Below are 17,312 nucleotides of genomic sequence, written 5' to 3'. Positions count from 1 at the left end.
CGGACTCGTGGAGATGTGAGGCACAACAGCGCGCGGAAAAAAGCGCTCAATGCGTTCCCGACCATATCTGAAAACACCCGATCGCGACCTCGATCACGATCAGGACCACGACCGCGATCTCCAGGCGGAGCGAGCGCTGGGTGTCGATGATGTCGGTCAGCGCGTTGGCGGTCTCCGACACCGCGGTGAGCTTGCGCTCGAGCGTGTCGAGGCGTTCTTTCAGCTCGTACTCGTCCTCGAGGCGGGAATAGAGCCGGTCGAGCTCGGGCTTCTCCCAGAGCACGTCGGGCTTCTCGGCGATCGCGACGCGCCCGGCGACGCGCTGCTGCACCAGCAGTGCATTGCCGATCAGTTGCAGGATGCCCTTGCGACGGCGCGGCGTGCGGCCGTGCTCGGCGAGCTCCCGCGCAAACGGCTCGATCACATCGAAGACCGCGGCGACGCGGCGCTCGTCCCGCGCGAGCGACGTGCTTTTGGCGAGCGCGTCCGCAACCAGCAGCAGCCGGTCGTCGGAGAATTTTGCGAGGCAGATCGGCCCGCCCGGCTGGATCGCTTCAGTGCTTTCATCCTTGCAGAGCTGTGCCTGCGCAATCTCTTCCTCATACGGGCTGAGCTCGCCGATCACCCGCGGCTTCAGGCTGTCGATCAGCACTTTCTCCTCGGACGGGAGCAGCCCGATCAGCACCACGACGCCGTAACGGAAGATCACGGCAAGGCCGGCATGGACGCGGAAGGCGGCGGGTGTCGACGAGACCAGCGTGCCGATCTCGAGACCGGCGGCGTTGATGCGGTCGCCCAGCATCAGCGCGCGGATCCGCAAGGTCGGCGCAGCCTCCGGCTTCGGCGACGTCGAGGCCGTGCCAACAGCGAGTTGATCGGCGTTCACAGGAAGCCTCCGCCGGCACCAAAGTCACACATTTCCCGTTCGAACCTTTCTTGCAGGGCGCACCCTCCCTGCAGGAGCCGGCTACCCGCGCTACGCAATGTTGCCGCGAAACTCCGGGCTGATACCCCCGGGACGAGCTTGTGCCGAAACATTCGGCAACATCGCCAACCCGCGCGTGACACATTTGGCTGCGAGGACTGGCTGCAGTTTACCATCGCACGCCGAAGCGCGGCCGGAAAGTTGCACTCGGCACCGCCACGTGTTTATGACAACATCATAACAAGCTACGCTTCTCCCGAAGTGCAGACATTGAAGCCTCAATCATGCTGAGCGTCATCATTCCGACCGAAGGCGTCGAGCAGACCGCGGTGGCGACTCTGGCCGCGCTGGTCCCCGGGGCCGCCGCCGGCGTCATCCGCGAGGTGCTTCTGGTCGACGGCACCCGCAACGGCGTCATCGAGCGGGTTGCCGACGTCGCAGGCTGCCGTTTCGTCGGCTTCGAGGGATCCTCGCAAGGCGCCGCGCTCGCGGCCGGCGCGCTCCAGGCCCGCTCGCCGTGGCTGATGTTCCTGCCCGCAGGCGCCGTACTCGAAACCGGCTGGATCGAGGAAACCACCCAGTTCATCCAGGCCGTCGCGACCAGCGGACGGGACCGTGCAGCCGTGTTCCGCTATGCGCGCTCGCCTTACGCCGATACCGGATTGCGCGACATCCTCCGGGCCGTGGTGCGCAGGCTGATCGGCCCGCTCGGCGACCAGGGCCTTTTGATTGCGCGCGATCATTACGACCGGATCGGCGGCTACCCGCCGCAGGCCCGCCGGTCCGAGGCACGGCTGCTCCGCCGGCTCGGCCGCTCGTCCCGGACCGTGCTGCGCAGCCAGATCGTCATGGTGGGCTGAAGTCACCTGATACTTGCCAAAGTCAAATAATTATTTGACAATGGCAAATATCGAGGTGCCCATGCCATCAAGCTCTTCCCCATCAGCCCTTGCGATCGGACAGGTCGCCGACGATCGCATCGCGGCGGTCCGCGCCTTCAACCGCTTCTATACCCGCAAGCTCGGTGTGCTCGACCAGCATCTTGGAAAGAGCCCGTTTTCGCTCAGCGAGGCCCGCGTGCTCTACGAACTCGCGCATCGCGACGAGCTGGCGGCAAAGGAGATCGGGAACGAGCTTGGTCTTGACCCCGGCTATCTCAGCCGCATCGTGCAAAGCTTCGACGAAAAGGGGCTGATCACGCGAAGGCCCCTGCCCGCCGATCGCCGGCAATACCAGCTCAGCCTCACCGCCAAGGGCCGCCAGACCTACGCCAAGCTGAACCTGAGCTCGCAAAACGAGGTCGCCGCAATGCTGGCTCAGCTTTCGGCCAGCGATGCAACGCGGCTCACGCAGGCCATGGCGACCATCGAGGCCGTGCTGGAGCAACGTCGAACCCAGCCTGCGGCCTTCATGCTGCGCAGCCATCGCGTCGGCGACATGGGCTGGGTCATCTCCAAGCAGGCCGCCGCCTATGCCGCGGACTACAACTGGGACATCAGCTACGAGGCGCTGGTCGCCGAGATCTGCGCACAGTTCATCAAGAATTACGATGCCGCGCGCGAGCACTGCTGGATCGCGGAAGTGGGCGGCGAGCCGGTCGGCTCGATCTTCCTGGTCAAGGCCACCGACGAGATCGCCAAGCTGCGCCTGTTGCAGGTGGAGAAGAAGGCGCGCGGGCTCGGTGTCGGCCGCGCGCTGGTCGAGCAATGCATCCAGGGTGCACGCGAGCGCGGCTACAGCAGGATGACGCTGTGGACGCAAAGCATCCTGGTTGCCGCACGCGGCATCTATCAAAGTGCGGGATTCACGCTCGTGAAGGAAGAGAAGCACCGCAGCTTCGGTGCCGATCTGGTCGGCGAGACCTGGGAGCGGGATCTGTAGCGTTGTCGCTACAAGCCAGGAATCGTAGGGTGGGCAAAGGCGCCCTTGCGCCGTGCCCACGGCCCCTGCATTGCGGACAGAGATCGTGGGCACGCTTCGCTTTGCCCACCCTACAATACTGATGATGCGGAGAGACCCCCGAGAACGATCCGCCCTTACACCGTCGCGCCTTTCGCCTTCGGCCTTCGCAGATGCTCGTCCAGCCGCGGCATGATCTCGACGAAATTGCAGGGGCGCGTGCGGTAGTCGAGCTGAGCGGCCAGGATGCCGTCCCAGCCGTCGCGGCAGGCACCGGGCGAGCCTGGCAGGCAGAAGATGTAGGTCGCACCCGCGACGCCGGCGGTGGCGCGGCTCTGGATCGTCGACGTGCCGATCTTGGCGTGGCTCATCATGTGGAACGCGATCGAGAAACCGTCCATGCGCTTTTCGAACAGCGGCTCGATCGCCTCCGGCGTGACGTCGCGCCCGGTGAAGCCGGTGCCGCCGGTGGTGATGACGACGTCGATGCCGGCATCCGCGATCCAGCGGCGAACGACGGCGCGGATCGCTTCGACATCATCGGTGACGATCTCGCGGGCGGCGAGGCGATGGCCGGCCGCGGCAAGGCGGTCGGCGAGCGTCTGGCCGGACTTGTCATCCGCGAGCGCACGGGTGTCGGACACGGTGAGCACTGCGATGTCGAGCGGGATGAACTGTTTTGCTTCGTCGATGGAGGCCATTGCTTCGCTCCTATTTCCCCAATCACCGCCGTCATCCTGAGGTGCGCGCCGTGCGGTGCAAGCGCACCGGTCGGCGAGCCTCGAAGGATGGGCCGGGGCCTCGTCCTCCTCCAGGGCTCGGCGAAGAGACGAGCACCTCAGGATGACGCCACTACTTCTGAATCCCATGATGCGCAATGGCGCATCATAATTCACGCTGCGCCCGGGGCGCGGACGCTTGCGGCAACTACTGCCCGCCGCCGAACGTGTTGCAGGCCTGGACCGTGCCCTGCTGATAGCCGGTCATGAACCACTGCTTGCGTTGCGCGGCCGAGCCGTGGGTGAAGGAGTCAGGCACGACGCGTCCCGTGGCCTGGCGCTGCAGCGTGTCGTCGCCGATCGCGCTCGCCGTGGTCAGCGCGGCGTCGATGTCGCCGGGCTCGAGGAAGTTCGGACGCTTCTTCGACTCGCGATTGACCCAGACGCCGGACAGGCAATCGGCCTGCAATTCGACCTTCACCTGGAGCGCGTTGGCCTCCGCCTTCGAGCCCGCCTGCTGCTGCAGCCGCGTCACGCGCGGAATGATGCCGAGCAGGTTCTGGATGTGATGGCCGGCTTCGTGCGCGATGATGTAGGCGGTGGTGAAATTGCAGGCGGACTTGCCGGAGCAACCGCGGAAGCGCGTCTCGACCTCGCGGAAGAACGAGGTGTCCAGGAAGATGGTGCGATCCGGCGGACAATAGAACGGCCCCATCGCCGACTCTGCCCGGCCGCAGCGGCCGCCATTGGTGACGTTGCGGAACAGCACGACCTTCGGACCGGTGTAGGACTGGCCGGAGGCCTGGAAGATCTCGCTCCAGCGATCGTCGATCTCGCCGAGAATGCCGGAGATCATGCTGCCCATCTCGTCCGTCGGCGCGCCACGCTTGGCGGTCGAGGACGACTGGCGGTCGGTCTGGTAGCTCGGCGCCTGGCCGCCGCCGGTGAGAATCTCGGCGCCCCCGATCAGGATGCGCGGATCGATGCCGAAGGCATAGCCGACGAGGCCGAGCACGATGATGGTGCCGATGCCGAGCCCGCCGCCGCCCATGGGCAGGCCGAACCCGCCGCCTCCTCCGCCGCCACCACCTTCGTCGCGACGATCCTCGATGTCGTCGCTGCGGCGGAAGTCATCGTAACGCATGGCGGCCTTCCCTTTGGAGCCCCCGATTCCCGGGGCCTCTGATTCAGTGTCGTCGGCTTCGTCGGCGCGCAAGAGCGCGAAAGCTCAACGCGCCACACACGTAAAATTTCCGTTGCCTTTATCAATATCGTGGCCGGCAAAAATTGCCTAGTGCGGCAACATGCCGATGCCAGCAATTTTTTCCGAGGGTCGAGCAATTTTTTCCGAGAGAAATTTGGACCTTTTTTGGCGCCCGGGCTGCTCCCGCAACGCGAAGAATTGCGAAATACACTGTAAAACACGACGAATGCGCACGACGACCAGCGCGCCGGACGCGGTGCGGGGACTGCTCACGAAAGCGGCGGGTTAAGTCGATTTTTACTTTGCCGCTTCAATGTAACGGTCAGTCGGTTGTTTGGTCCCGCGTCGCCGACAGCGTCGCCTGAGTCAGAGTTCTTGAGTCATGGTAGAGTCGCGTCGCGGGGCGTCTGCAAGGGCGCCCCGCACAAATTTTGAGTCTCCGTCGCATCGCATCATTCTCGGCGATTGCGTCGCCGAGATGTCGAAGCTTCAGGCTGGTTCGGTCGATCTCGTGTTCGCCGATCCGCCCTACAATCTCCAGCTCAAGGGCGATCTCAAGCGCCCCGACGAATCCCATGTCGACGCCGTCGACGACGACTGGGACAAGTTCGATTCGTTCTCCGCCTATGACGATTTCACCCGCGCCTGGCTGCTTGCCGCGCGCCGCGCGATGAAACCGTCGGCGACGATCTGGGTGATCGGCTCCTATCACAACATCTTCCGCGTCGGCGCGATCATGCAGGACCTCGGCTTCTGGCTCCTGAACGACATCGTCTGGCGCAAGTCGAACCCGATGCCGAATTTCCGCGGCCGCCGCTTCACCAACGCGCACGAGACCATGATCTGGGCCGCGCGCGACGAAAAGGCCAAGGGCTACACGTTCAATTACGAGGTGCTGAAGGCCGCGAACGAGGACGTGCAGGCACGCTCCGACTGGCTGATCCCTCTCTGCACTGGCGAGGAGCGCCTCAAGGGCGCCGACGGCAAGAAAGTGCACCCGACGCAGAAGCCGGAAGGCCTGCTCGCGCGCGTGCTGCTGTCGTCATCCAGGCCCGGCGATCTCGTGATCGATCCCTTCAACGGCACCGGCACCACCGGCGCGGTCGCAAAACGCCTCGGCCGCTCCTATATCGGCTTCGAGCGCGACAAGACTTATGCGAAGGCCGCGGAAGCCCGAATCGCCAAAGTCGAGCCGCTGCCGGAGGAGAGCCTCGCCCCGTTCATGACTGCGCGCGAAGCGCCGCGGGTCGCGTTCTCCGAGCTGATCGAGCGCGGCATGATCATGCCCGGCACGAAGCTGTTCGACGCCAAGAAGAAGCTCGGCGCGCTGGTGCGAGCCGACGGCGCCATCATGTTCGGCGACAAGGTCGGTTCGATCCACCGCATCGGCGCGGTGGCGCAAGGCGCGCAAGCCTGCAACGGCTGGACCTTCTGGCACGTCGAGACCAAGAAGGGTCTCAAGCTGATCGACGAGCTGCGCGCCGAAATCCGCGCCGGCATGGCGGCGGAGTAGCCGCTTCCCACGATCTTGTAGGGTGGGCAAAGCGAAGCGTGCCCACGTCCTGCCCAATTGACGCGAAGACGTGGGCACGGCGCAAACGCGCCTTTGCCCACCCTACGGCGCCTTGAATGCCGCGCCAGGCGGGACTAAGTTCCCTCGATCAGCCCCGTCCTGACCGGTGGGCCCCATGCGACGACAGTCCGAGACATTGCTGTTGGTGCCGCTGCTGCCGATCTTCCTGCTCGGCATGTTTCCGATGTTCCTGATCGCCCTGCTCGGCTTTTTCGGCCTCGCGCTGTTCGGCGTGCTCGTGATCTGCGTCGGGCTCGCCAGCAGCAACGAGGCTCACGACAATTTCAATCACGACGTCATCGTTCACGGCTATGCGCGCGGATCGGAGCGCGCGGCGCGGGCCTCCGACATGCATCTGGCCACGCGGCTCGGGCTGCGGCTGGAAGCGGTCGGCGCCGCGATGGTCATTACGGCGGCAATCGGCCTTTGTTACGCCGGCTGATCTGCGTACTGCGCAGATACCGCCCGGCAAACTCGCCGGTTGCCCTCCCGCAACGGGTTCAGGCAAGACAGGCGGCGCGGCAATGATGCTGCGTTCGCGCCTTGCAACAAACATTGGGGAGATCGATGCTCAAATTCTATTTCAACGGATCGCCGAACCCGACCAAGGTCGCGCTTTATCTGGAGGAGTCCGGCCTGCCCTTCGAGCCGGTGAAGATCGACACCCGCAAAGGCGAGCAGTTCACGGCGGAGTTCCTCAAGATCAATCCGAATGCCAAGGTGCCGGCGATCGACGATGGCGGCACCATCGTGTTCGACAGCAACGCCATCCTGCTCTATCTCGCCGAGAAGACCGGCAAGTTCCTGCCCGCCGCGAGCGTGCGCGGCGAAACGCTGTCATGGCTGATGTTCATCGCCACCGGCGTCGGGCCATATTCGGGTCAGGCCGTGCACTTCAAGCATTTTGCGCCGAAGGACCAGAACCACGACTACGCCCATAACCGCTATCAGTACGAGACCGATCGCCACTACAAGATTCTCGACGCTCACCTCAAAGGGCGCAGCTACATGGTCGGCGACAGCTATTCGATCGTCGACATGGCGCTGTGGGGCTGGGCGCGGATGCTGCCGTTCAAGCTCGGCGACGATGCCTTTGCGCGCTACCCGAACGTGAAGCGGCTGGTCGACGAGATCTCGGCGCGCCCCGCAGCCGGGCGTGCGATCGCCCTGAAGGACAAGTTCACCTTCAAGGCCGAGATGGACGACGAGGCGCGCGCCAACATGTTCAAGCACATGGCGACCAAGGTCGCCTGATCGCACCGCGCCGCTCTTCGAGGCCACGCGCATGCGCGTGGCCTTTTGCGTTTGGGATTCAGGCGGCGTGGACCGAGTTCAGGAACTTGGCCACTTCGAGCTTGAGGCGGTTGCTGTCAGCCGACAGCGAGCGCGCTGCCGACAGCACCTGCGATGAGGCCGATCCGGTTTCGGAGGCGCCGCGCTGCACGTCGCCGATGTTGGACGACACCCTCTGCGTGCCATGAGCCGCCTGCTGGACGTTGCGGGAAATCTCCTGCGTCGCCGCGCCCTGCTGCTCCACGGCGGCCGCAACCGTCGACGAAATCTCCGACAGCCGCTCGATGGTGCCGCTGATCTCCCTGATCGAGCCGACCGATTCCTCCGTCGCGGCCTGGATGCCCGACACCTGCTGGGCGATCTCGCCGGTGGCCTTCGCAGTCTGCTCGGCGAGCGCCTTGACCTCGGAGGCGACGACGGCAAAGCCGCGGCCGGCTTCACCCGCGCGCGCCGCCTCGATGGTGGCGTTCAGCGCCAGGAGATTGGTCTGGCCGGCGATGGTGCTGATCAGTTCGACCACGTCGCCAATCCGCGCGGCGGCCTTGGAGAGCGCGCCGACCCGGTCATTGGTCCTGCTCGCCTGACCGACGGCCTCGACCGCGATACGGGCGGATTCCTGCACCTGGCGGGCGATCTCGGACACCGAGGAGGACAGCTCCTCGGTCGCCGAGGCAACCGCCTGCACATTGGCCGAGGCCTCCTGCGAGGCGCTGGCGACCTCCGTCGACAAATCCTGGGCCCGCGAGGCGGTCGTGGTCAAGGTGCCGGCGGAGGCTTCGAGCTCGTTCGATGCCGACGACACGGTGTTCACGATCTCGCCGACCGCCTGCTCGAACTGATCGGCGAGCCTGACCATGTCAGCCTTGCGGCTTTCCTCCTGCCGCGCCTCGACCTCGGTCTGCTCGGCGCGCAGGCGCTCGGTCTCGACCATGTTGTCCCTAAACACCTGGATCGCCTTGGCCATGTCGCCGATCTCGTCGGCCTTGCCGCGTCCGGGGATCTCGACCTCGAGATTGCCGCCCGCGATCAGTCCCATCGCGCGCGTCATCGAGGTCAGGGGACCGACGATGCTGCGGGCGATCAGGAAGGCGACGATGCCGCCGAAGAGGATGGCGAGGCCGCCGGCGATCTCCTGAATGGTCGTCGTGCCGGCGATCACGGCTTCGGCGGTCGTACGCGATTCCAGATAGTCCTTCTTCAGGGTCGTTTCCGCGGCCTTGAGCCTGCCGACGCTGTCGACGATGAGGGGCGCGAGGGTCTTGTGGTAGATCTCGTCGGCCTGAAGCATCGCGGCGGATGTCGTCTCGAACGCCGATTTGTAGATTCCGAGCGAGGTCTTCACCGGCGCGAGCGTGGATCGCAATTCCGCTGCCTGCGGGCTCTTTTCGAGAGCAGCGAGCCGTTGCGCCGCCCTGTCTACGCTCGCCCTGAAATTCGCCGGTCCCTGCGCGTCACGCAGCGCCAGGAAACGCCAGTTTGCGACCCGAACAAGGAGGATCCTGGATTCGAGGTCGGCGACGAGGGCCGCGGTGTCTTCGTCGACGGCTGCGCGCGCTGCATCGACCAGCTTGCCCATCTTGACGGCCAGCTCTTCGCCGCTCGGCAGCAACGTGGCCTTGCCCGTTCTCGCCTCGTTGACGGCGTCCCCGAGATTGTCACGCAGGCGTCGCATCTTGGCAATGTCGTCGATGAGGCCGTTGTAGAGCGCTCGCCGATCCTCCGAGAGCGTCCCCTTGGCGCCGACCCGCAACAGCTCGGTCGCCGCGGCCTCCCGCTCTTGCGCCTCCTTCATCGCGGGCTCGTTGGCGTCGTAGACGTAACGCAGATTGGCCCGCTGGATCGCCTGAAGATGGGTCGATATCTCCAAAACCCGCGCCGTGCTGTCCGAAAGTGCGGATTGTCTCGCGACCTGATCCTGCACCGCCCGCAAATTCCAGACGGCAACCACCGCCATCGCGAGACCGACCGCCACCAAGGCCATGAAGCCTGCGTACAGGCGTCCCCTGATCCGCAAACGAAACTTCGGCATTCCCACTGTCCACCCAGATGCATTTCACTTCGAGCGGCCGAACAAGTCCGGCAAATCGTCACGACCACCCTGGCAGCCGCGCGTCTTTGCGACCCACGCTGCACCGCGACACAATGGGGGACACTCGTTAATTGAACCTTCAAATTTTTCGCGCGCACCAAAGTGGCGCGCACAATATCTGCTGATTTTATAGCCAGTTGCGCTGCGCCCTTGGCGCAGGGCGTGCGACCCATGCAGATAGATACCCGCATGGGGCGCCCGGATGCATGCCTGTTACGCGGTCCTGCTGCAATTGCCGCCCCGAACCCCTCCCATTCTCTCTCTATTTTCAATTCCGCCGGAAGGGCTTGTTCAGCTCGTACTCAATCTCCGAACGAGACATCCCGCAGTCCAGAAGCTCCCGCTCGCTCATCATAACGAGCTGACGGCGCGCCGAGGACCGCTCGCGCCTGATACGAACGATCTCCGCCAGTCTTTGCCAGACCGACGCGACCATCGCAGACCAGGACGGACGGCACCGGGCCGGCTCGGTAGTGCTCAAGTCGGTCAGCCCACGGCCCTCACGGCCGTCTGCGGGTACGGGCCGAGCGCCCGCTCGGTCAGGATCGAGTCGCAGTACTCGCGGATCTCCTTGATCTTGCCGTCCTCGAGACGAAACACCAGGCAATAGTCATTGTCGTAGCGCACGCCTTCGGGCGTGACGTTGTCGCCCTTGGCCTCCACGACGACCACATCGCCGTCGGCGATGAAGCGGTGCGCGACCGTGCGCGTGCGGTCGCGCAGGCGGGTGCGCACATAGCCGTGCAAATCGTTGAGGATCGACTCCTTGCCTGAGAAGGTGCGCGACCAGGAATACTGGCCGGTCACGACCCATTTGGCATCTTCGGCAAGGCTTGCAGCGAACAGGGCGCGATCGCGCGCGGCCGGATCTGGATTGGCGGCGGCGGCGAAAATATCCTGCATCAGTTTCTTGTTGGCGCTCGCGTTCATGGCGGCATCTCCGTTTGGTGGAAACGCGGAGATCATCGCCGCAGCATCAGAATTCTTCAAATCGATAGAGAATATGATATCTATTCGCCTGATGAATTTGAATTCGCTTGACCTCAACCTGCTGACCGCGCTCGACGCCCTGCTGCGCGAGGCCAGTGTCAGCCGCGCCGCGCTTCGGATGGGCCTGTCGCAGCCGGCGGCCAGCCACGCGCTGCAGCGCCTGCGCGACATCCTCGGCGATCCGCTGCTGGTGCGCACCGGCGCGCGAATGGAGCTGACGCCGCGGGCGCAGGCCCTGCGCGCGCCGCTGGCGCAGGCGCTCGATCAGGTGCGCGGGCTGTTCGTGCCCGATGACTTCGATGCCGCACGCAGCGAGCGCCAATTCCGCCTGATGATGCCGGATCTCGCAGTCGAGCTGCTGATGCCGCCGCTGATGGAGAAGGTGACGCGGGCCGCGCCCAACGTCCGCATCGACATCGTGCCATGGCGGGGATCGGCGATCTTCCACGCCGAGTTCGCCCGCACCATCGACCTCGTGATTTCGATCGGCAACGCCTTCAAGGGCTTTCACCGCCAGCTGCTCTACGTCGACAGCGACGCGCTGGCGGTGCGGCGCGGCCACCCCTTGGCCGCGAAGCTGAAGCGGCGCGAGACGTTCCTGGCCGCGCGTCATGTCGGCGTGATCATCCGAGGCAGCAACGAGGATCTGATCGACACCTGGCTCAGGGCCAAGGGCATCGAGCGGCACATCTCGCTGGTCGTGTCAGGCTATCTCGAAGCGCTGCACGTCGCCGCCCGCACCGATCTCGTCGCCTTCGTGCCACGCCGGCTGATCGCGGCACTGTCGAAACAGCTCGGCCTCGTCACAGTGACGCCGCCGCTCGACCCCGGGATCGACGAGCAGTTCATGTTCTACCCGACCCGCGCGCAGATGGACCCCGGCTCGATCTGGCTGCGCCGACTGATGCTGGAGACGGGGCGGGAATTGGAGCAGCGGAAGCTCTCGTAGGGTGGGCAAAGCGGCTTGTCCGCCGTAGCTCGAAGAGCGAAGGCGGAAGCGTGCCCACGACCTGTCGCCACCGGAGAAAGATCGTGGGCACGGCGCTTTGCGCCTTTGCCCACCCTACAAGAGTCGCCCCTTTACGCCTTCTGCGCGTCCATCACCTTGCGCACCGCGGGACGATCCGACATGCGCTTGAAATGGTCGGCGATCTTCGGCGTTGCGTTGATGTCGACGCTGTCGCCTTCGAGCCAGGTCGAGAGGGTGTAGAGATACGGATCGCAGATCGTGAACTGATCGCCCATCACCCAGGGCCCCCGAAACATCTTCTGCTCGATCAGGGCGAAGCAGGCGGCCATGGTCTTCGGGACCATCACCTTCATGTCGGCGAACGAGCTCTCCTGCGTCGCCCAGCGCGGACCACGCATCTTGTGGGCATGATTGATGTGCACGGTCGAGCAGAGGTAGGAGTTGAACGACTGTACCTGGGCGAAGTCGAAGGGATCATCGAGCGGCGCGAGCTTCGCCTTGGGGAAGGTCTGCGCGAGATAGGCCAGCATCGCCGGCGTCTCGGTGAGGACGCCGCGATCGGTCACCAGCGCCGGCACGCGGCCCTTCGGGTTGATCTTGAGATAGTCCGGGCTGTTCTGCTGGTTGTCCTTGAAGCTCAGCCGTTCAGCCGCGTAGTCGGCGCCGGCCTCCTCCAGGGTGATGTAGGTGGCGAGCGCGCAGGTGCCGGTGGCGTAGTAGAGCTTGAGCATGTCGGACCTCATGGGAAAGCCCGAGGTTAACGGCCCTCCGCCGCCCCGTCCATAGGGGACCTCTTCGCAGTTGCCCACGGCCGCCCGGCCGTGCGAAGACGCCGTCAATCGGAGGGGATTTTGTCATGACCGTACTCATCGCCGGTGGCGGCATCGGCGGGCTGACGCTTGCGCTCAGCCTGCACCAGATCGGCGTTCCCGTAAAAGTGTTCGAGAGCGTCGCGGAACTGAAGCCGCTCGGCGTCGGCATCAACGTGCTGCCGCATGCAGTGCGCGAGCTGATCGAGCTCGGGCTGATGGACAGACTGGACGCCAGCGGGGTGCGGACGCGCGAGCTCGCCTATTTCTCCAAGCATGGCAAGCCGATCTGGAGCGAGCCGCGCGGGCTGGAGGCCGGCTACAAATGGCCGCAATTCTCGATCCATCGCGGCACGCTGCAACAGCTCCTGCTCGACACCGCGATCGAGCGGCTCGGCCGCGACAACATCCTCACCAGCCACCATCTGACCGGCTGGACCGAGACGGCAGACGGCGTGCGCGCCGACTTCATCGACCGGGCAACCGGCAAGGCCGCCGGGACTTACGACGGCGCGATCCTGATCGCCGCCGACGGCATCCATTCCGCGGCGCGCGAAAAGCTCTATCCCAATGAAGGTCCGCCGATCTGGAACGGCCGCATCCTCTGGCGCGGCGTCACGCCGTCCAAGGCCTTCCTGACCGGCCGCACCATGATCATGGCCGGCCATGAGATCCTGAAATTCGTCTGCTATCCGATCAGCAAGGCGCCGGACGCGGCGGGCAACCATCTGATCAACTGGGTCGCCGAGCGCCACATGCCGCCGACCTATCAGTGGCGGCGCGAGGACTATAATCGCACCGCGCGGCTGGAGGAGTTTCTGCCCTGGTTCGAGAGTTGGCAGTTCGACTGGCTCGATGTGCCCGGCCTGATCAAGAACTGCCCGCACGCCTATGAATATCCGCTGGTCGACCGCGATCCGGTCTCGCAATGGACCTTCGGCAAGGTCACGCTGATGGGCGATGCCGCGCATCCGATGTACCCGATCGGCTCGAACGGCGCCTCGCAGGCCATCCTCGATGCCCGCACCATCACCCGCGAGATTCTCGCGCATGGACCGACGACCGCGGCGCTGCTCGCCTATGAGGCCGAGCGCCGGCCCGCGACCACCGACCTCGTCCTGCTCAACCGCAAGAACGGACCCGAGCAGGTCATGCAACTGGTCGAGGAGCGCGCGCCCGACGGCTTTGAGGTCGTCACCGACGTGCTGTCGCAGAAGGAACTGGAAGACATCGCCGCCAACTACAAGCGCGTTGCGGGCTTCCAGGTCGAGGCGCTGAACGCGAAGCCGCCGATCGTCAGCGGAGATGCGAAGCGCGCGAGCGCCTGAAGGCGGGGCGGTAAGAGTTGTCCAACCGCCCCGCGTCCGTCACGGCCCATCAATATCCATACTGTCCGGAACACACCCAATTGCCGTAGGCATCGTAGCAACGGTTGTTGTAGTAGCCGTATGCACCTGCCGCCGCCGCCCCGACTCCTACTGCCGCGGCTCCGTATGCGGCTCCCCGGTAGACGCCTCTACGCGCCGCAGTACGTGCTACGGGGTACCCTGCTATCGGCCGGGAGACGTGAGCGCGGCCGTAGCGACCAGCGTGAACGGCACCGCCTCTGTAGTGCGCGCCTCCTCCGTGAAATCCCCCTCCCCGATAGCCGCCACCTCCTCCGCGGCCGCCGCGGGCGAGTGCGTCATCGGGAACAAGGCTTGCGCCGACAAGAGCGGCTGCGGCCAAGCCAACCAGAGCATATCGAAACATGGGCGTCCTCCCGTCATTGGAGTGCCGGTTCTATCCGCAGGGTGATGCCGTCAACGGGACAGGCACTTGCCCCATCATTCGGCGCGCCCTGCATGTCCAATTGACCTAGATCAACGCCTGTCTGTTTCAAAGACGCGGGATGGTCCAGCGCTTTCAGGCCGAGGCTGAAGACCATGAGCGGCCGCAACCGCCCGCTGGTGCGCTTCGATCTAAGCCAATCCTTGGATGCGAGAGAAATTTGTCCATTCGATAGACGCGAATAACCGAGGCTGCCATCATGAAGTTCCGGGCGGGGTTGCTTGCGGCGGCTATCTTGCTGGCCGAAATGCACGCAAGTCATGCGGCGATACGGATCGCCGGCGATCGTGGCGGGCTAATCGACACCTATGTTGACAGATATGAACGCCTGCGCACTTCCGGAGAGACCGTCATCATCGATGGACTTTGCGCCTCATCGTGCACCATCGTTCTCGGTGCAGTTGCCGCTGACAAAATCTGTGTGACCTCGAAGGCCGCTCTCGGCTTCCACGCTGCTTGGGATTTCGGTCGGAAGGGAAGGACGATTACCGACCCTGACGCCACCAATTACCTATACTCCATGTATCCCGCGCCGGTGCAGCGTTGGATCGCGGCGCGCGGCGGGTTGAGGCCGCAACTCATCTTGCTGCGCGGCAAAGCACTTCAGGCGCTGTATAAGCCTTGCGCGCAGCACTCCGCGAGACGGCCCCGACGGTAACGACTACCGCACCACCCTTGCCGCTTCCAGCAACCGCTCGGTCGCGCTTGCCGTTGCTAGCACCGTGCCGTTCTCCGCCATCAGCTTGGCCTCGACGAACGCAATCGTCTTGCCGAGCTGCGTCACCTTCGCCTCCCCGATGATCGGGCCCGGCTTGGCGGGGCTGAGGAAATTCACGGTCATGCTGATGGTGGTGGTATAGAGCCGGCCCTCGCTCATCACCAGCACCGCCGGGCCCATGGTGTCGTCGAGCATGGCCGAGAGCATGCCGCCCTGGATGAAGCCCGCCGGATTGCAGAATTCCGGCTTGCCCTCGAAGCCGAGCTTGATCCAGCCCTCCTCAGGGCGGGCATCGAGCAGGCGCCATCCCAGGAGCTCCGCACAGGGTGGCCTTGGAAAATTGTCGAGCGCGGTCTTGACCATTGGCAGCCTCCGTTTCGCACCCCGATAGCGTAGCGCTGCTGCCAGCGTGCTGTCAGGAGGACGAGCCCGCTGAAAGGTTGAGCGCGTGCGCAATGACCTTGCGCATGACATTGGGCAGCGCCTCGTCCGCAAGGGTGGCGACCGGCACCCAGCGCATGCCCTCGGGCGCACGGGTGCGGGCTTCGGCCTTCGCCGTGTAGACCACCAGCTCCAGCGGAAAATGCGTGAAGACGTGGGTGACGACGCCCATTTTGCGCTGCCAGCGCGACAGCCCCTTCAGCGCCGGCGCCTGCAGCTTCGCCGCCGCGTCGTCCTGGCCGGCGAGCCAGTCCGAGCCGGGCACTTCGGTCATGCCGCCGAGCAGGCCCTTTTCGGGCCGGCTGCGGACCAGCAGCTCCTCGCCGCGTGTGACGACGAAGGCCGCTCCGCGCCGCAACGTTCCGCTCTTCTTCGGCGCCTTGCGCGGAAAGGTCTCCTGCGTGCCTTGGAGGCGCGCCGTGCAATCGTCGTTCAGCGGACACAGCGAGCAGGCCGGCTTTTTCGGCGTGCAGATCGAGGCGCCGAGATCCATCAGCGCCTGCGCGCTGTCGCCGGCGCGGGAGTTTGCAAGCAGCGTCGCCGCCAATTGCTGGATCAGAAGTTTCGCCTGCGGGAGCTCATCTTCAACTGCAAAGAGCCGCGACACCACGCGCTCGATATTGCCGTCGACCGGCATGGTGTGGCGATCGAAGGCGATCGCCGCGATCGCCGCCGCCGTGTACGGCCCGATGCCCGGCAGCGCACGCAGCCGCTCCTCGGTATCGGGAAAGATGCCGCCATGCTCGCGCGTCACCGCGACCGCGCAGGCGTACAGGTTACGCGCGCGCGAGTAATAGCCGAGCCCGGCCCACATCCGGAGCACATCATCCTGCGAAGCCCGTCCGAGCGCAGTGACATCCGGCCAGCGCGCGACGAATTTTTCGAAATAGGGCCCGACCGCCTTCACCGTGGTCTGCTGCAGCATGATCTCCGACAGCCAGACGCAGTATGGGTCCGACGTCTCGCCGGGCGCGGCTCGCCACGGCAACCGGCGCCGGTGGCGGTCGTACCAAGCGAGTAACGCCACCGGGCGCGACGAGGTCTCCGCCTGACTGGGTTCCGATTTCGCCTTCAGCGCGGATTTAGGGCTCATGCTCCCACTGTAACGGTGCGGCCTCAATCTCTCCACGTCATGCCCGCGCTTGTCGCGGGCATCCACGTCTTTCTTCGCAGGAGAAGGTGGATGGCGGGGACATAGGCGGACGGAAGCGACGCCGTCCTTCGGACGGCTATGCCCGGCCATGACGCGCCGCGGGTCTGTGGCGCCCCCGCCGAAGTGCTATAAGGGTCCATGTCCAAATTCCCTCCCAAACCCGGTCCCCTCAGCGCCAAGCCGCTGGGCGTCCTGCTCAACGACGTCTTTGCCGAGGCCTATGCCAAGCAGGGCTTTGCCGCACGCGAGCTGGTGACGCGGTGGGCGCAGATTGCAGGTCCCGAGATCGCGGCCCATGCCGAGCCGCTGAAGATGCAATGGCCGCGCCCGGTGGAGGGCCAGCCGCAGGAGCCGGCGACCCTGGTACTGCGAGTCGAGGGGCCCATGGCGCTGGAGATCCAGCATTCCGCCGACGTCATCCTGGAGCGCGTCAACCGCTTCTTCGGCTGGAGCGCGGTCGGCAAGCTCGCCTTCCGCCAGGCTCCGCTGTCGCGCGCGCGCCGGCCGGTGCGGCCCGGCCCGCCCGATCCCAAATCGGTGGCCAAGGTGGCGGAGAGCCTTGGTGACATCGAAGATGAACAACTGAAGACGGCGCTGGCGCGGCTGGGGGCCGCCATCAAGCGAAATTGAGCCTTATTTAGCGGTCAATCTGGACCCGTCTCTACCGCTCGCCATTGCCTCAAGCTACGTTTCAAGCTA

Annotated in this window: 18 protein-coding genes; 9 read left to right on the top strand and 9 right to left on the bottom strand. The window is 65.1% G+C overall.

Features of this window, described 5'->3' with window-relative positions; genetic code table 11:
• Window positions 1-46: 46 nt before the first annotated feature.
• On the bottom strand, window positions 47-886 hold the full coding sequence (locus RAD10_RS25855; RefSeq protein WP_018323338.1) for an RMD1 family protein: 840 nt from the start codon (window positions 884-886) through the stop codon (window positions 47-49).
• 323 nt (window positions 887-1,209) lie between these two features.
• Here RAD10_RS25855 and RAD10_RS25850 point away from each other — a divergent pair, with 323 nt between their 5' ends.
• Complete coding sequence (locus tag RAD10_RS25850; protein ID WP_461619704.1) at window positions 1,210-1,785, top strand: glycosyltransferase family protein; 576 nt, start codon at window positions 1,210-1,212, stop codon at window positions 1,783-1,785.
• Window positions 1,786-1,846: 61 nt separating this feature from the next.
• Window positions 1,847-2,806, top strand: coding sequence for a bifunctional helix-turn-helix transcriptional regulator/GNAT family N-acetyltransferase (locus tag RAD10_RS25845; RefSeq protein WP_461619703.1), 960 nt, complete (start codon window positions 1,847-1,849; stop codon window positions 2,804-2,806).
• A 155-nt stretch (window positions 2,807-2,961) separates the two neighbouring features.
• On the opposite strand, the gene moaB is transcribed toward RAD10_RS25845, so the two are convergent.
• Together moaB and ypfJ are read right to left on the bottom strand one after the other, a co-directional pair.
• Window positions 2,962-3,525, bottom strand: coding sequence for a molybdenum cofactor biosynthesis protein B (gene moaB, locus RAD10_RS25840; protein WP_461619702.1), 564 nt, complete (start codon window positions 3,523-3,525; stop codon window positions 2,962-2,964).
• A gap of 226 nt (window positions 3,526-3,751) precedes the next feature.
• Window positions 3,752-4,687: a KPN_02809 family neutral zinc metallopeptidase gene (ypfJ, locus tag RAD10_RS25835; RefSeq protein WP_091956065.1), complete on the bottom strand. Its 936-nt coding sequence runs from the start codon at window positions 4,685-4,687 to the stop codon at window positions 3,752-3,754.
• Window positions 4,688-5,129: 442 nt separating this feature from the next.
• Between ypfJ and RAD10_RS25830 the strand changes: the two genes are divergently transcribed.
• The 3 genes from RAD10_RS25830 to RAD10_RS25820 all read left to right on the top strand — a co-directional run bounded on the left by RAD10_RS25830 (window position 5,130) and on the right by RAD10_RS25820 (window position 7,574).
• Complete coding sequence (locus RAD10_RS25830; RefSeq protein ID WP_461619701.1) at window positions 5,130-6,260, top strand: DNA methyltransferase; 1,131 nt, start codon at window positions 5,130-5,132, stop codon at window positions 6,258-6,260.
• 175 nt (window positions 6,261-6,435) lie between these two features.
• Window positions 6,436-6,762, top strand: a complete 327-nt coding sequence (locus RAD10_RS25825; RefSeq protein WP_018323332.1) for a hypothetical protein — start codon at window positions 6,436-6,438, stop codon at window positions 6,760-6,762.
• Window positions 6,763-6,887: 125 nt separating this feature from the next.
• Complete coding sequence (locus RAD10_RS25820; RefSeq protein WP_091956067.1) at window positions 6,888-7,574, top strand: glutathione S-transferase family protein; 687 nt, start codon at window positions 6,888-6,890, stop codon at window positions 7,572-7,574.
• A gap of 58 nt (window positions 7,575-7,632) precedes the next feature.
• On the opposite strand, the gene RAD10_RS25815 is transcribed toward RAD10_RS25820, so the two are convergent.
• The 3 genes from RAD10_RS25815 to RAD10_RS25805 all read right to left on the bottom strand — a co-directional run bounded on the left by RAD10_RS25815 (window position 7,633) and on the right by RAD10_RS25805 (window position 10,632).
• Window positions 7,633-9,642, bottom strand: a complete 2,010-nt coding sequence (locus tag RAD10_RS25815; protein ID WP_461619700.1) for a HAMP domain-containing methyl-accepting chemotaxis protein — start codon at window positions 9,640-9,642, stop codon at window positions 7,633-7,635.
• 328 nt (window positions 9,643-9,970) lie between these two features.
• Window positions 9,971-10,138 carry a DUF1127 domain-containing protein gene (locus tag RAD10_RS25810; RefSeq protein WP_461619756.1) on the bottom strand — a complete coding sequence of 56 codons (168 nt, stop codon included), beginning with the start codon at window positions 10,136-10,138 and terminating at the stop codon, window positions 9,971-9,973.
• Between the two features lie 50 nt (window positions 10,139-10,188).
• Window positions 10,189-10,632: a nuclear transport factor 2 family protein gene (locus tag RAD10_RS25805; protein ID WP_461619699.1), complete on the bottom strand. Its 444-nt coding sequence runs from the start codon at window positions 10,630-10,632 to the stop codon at window positions 10,189-10,191.
• Window positions 10,633-10,723: 91 nt separating this feature from the next.
• Between RAD10_RS25805 and RAD10_RS25800 the strand changes: the two genes are divergently transcribed.
• On the top strand, window positions 10,724-11,641 hold the full coding sequence (locus RAD10_RS25800; RefSeq protein ID WP_461619755.1) for a LysR family transcriptional regulator: 918 nt from the start codon (window positions 10,724-10,726) through the stop codon (window positions 11,639-11,641).
• 131 nt (window positions 11,642-11,772) lie between these two features.
• On the opposite strand, the gene RAD10_RS25795 is transcribed toward RAD10_RS25800, so the two are convergent.
• Complete coding sequence (locus tag RAD10_RS25795) at window positions 11,773-12,393, bottom strand: glutathione S-transferase family protein (RefSeq protein WP_461619698.1); 621 nt, start codon at window positions 12,391-12,393, stop codon at window positions 11,773-11,775.
• 125 nt (window positions 12,394-12,518) lie between these two features.
• Between RAD10_RS25795 and RAD10_RS25790 the strand changes: the two genes are divergently transcribed.
• Window positions 12,519-13,799: a flavin-dependent oxidoreductase gene (locus tag RAD10_RS25790; RefSeq protein WP_461619697.1), complete on the top strand. Its 1,281-nt coding sequence runs from the start codon at window positions 12,519-12,521 to the stop codon at window positions 13,797-13,799.
• A 701-nt stretch (window positions 13,800-14,500) separates the two neighbouring features.
• Window positions 14,501-14,959 (top strand): hypothetical protein, encoded by a 459-nt coding sequence (locus RAD10_RS25785; protein WP_461619696.1) that lies wholly within the window; start codon window positions 14,501-14,503, stop codon window positions 14,957-14,959.
• A gap of 3 nt (window positions 14,960-14,962) precedes the next feature.
• Here the strand turns inward: RAD10_RS25785 and RAD10_RS25780 are convergent, their stop codons facing one another.
• Window positions 14,963-15,382, bottom strand: a complete 420-nt coding sequence (locus tag RAD10_RS25780) for a PaaI family thioesterase (RefSeq protein ID WP_104462830.1) — start codon at window positions 15,380-15,382, stop codon at window positions 14,963-14,965.
• 52 nt (window positions 15,383-15,434) lie between these two features.
• Window positions 15,435-16,553 carry an A/G-specific adenine glycosylase gene (mutY, locus tag RAD10_RS25775; protein ID WP_461619695.1) on the bottom strand — a complete coding sequence of 373 codons (1,119 nt, stop codon included), beginning with the start codon at window positions 16,551-16,553 and terminating at the stop codon, window positions 15,435-15,437.
• 198 nt (window positions 16,554-16,751) lie between these two features.
• On the opposite strand from mutY, the gene RAD10_RS25770 reads away from it, so the two are divergent.
• Window positions 16,752-17,243, top strand: a complete 492-nt coding sequence (locus RAD10_RS25770) for a DUF721 domain-containing protein (RefSeq protein WP_461619694.1) — start codon at window positions 16,752-16,754, stop codon at window positions 17,241-17,243.
• Window positions 17,244-17,312 lie beyond the last annotated feature (69 nt).

The sequence above is a fragment of the Bradyrhizobium sp. 23AC genome (assembly GCF_054863025.1).
Note: the sequence above shows the minus strand (reverse complement) of the source record. Positions and strands in the feature narration are given on the sequence as shown.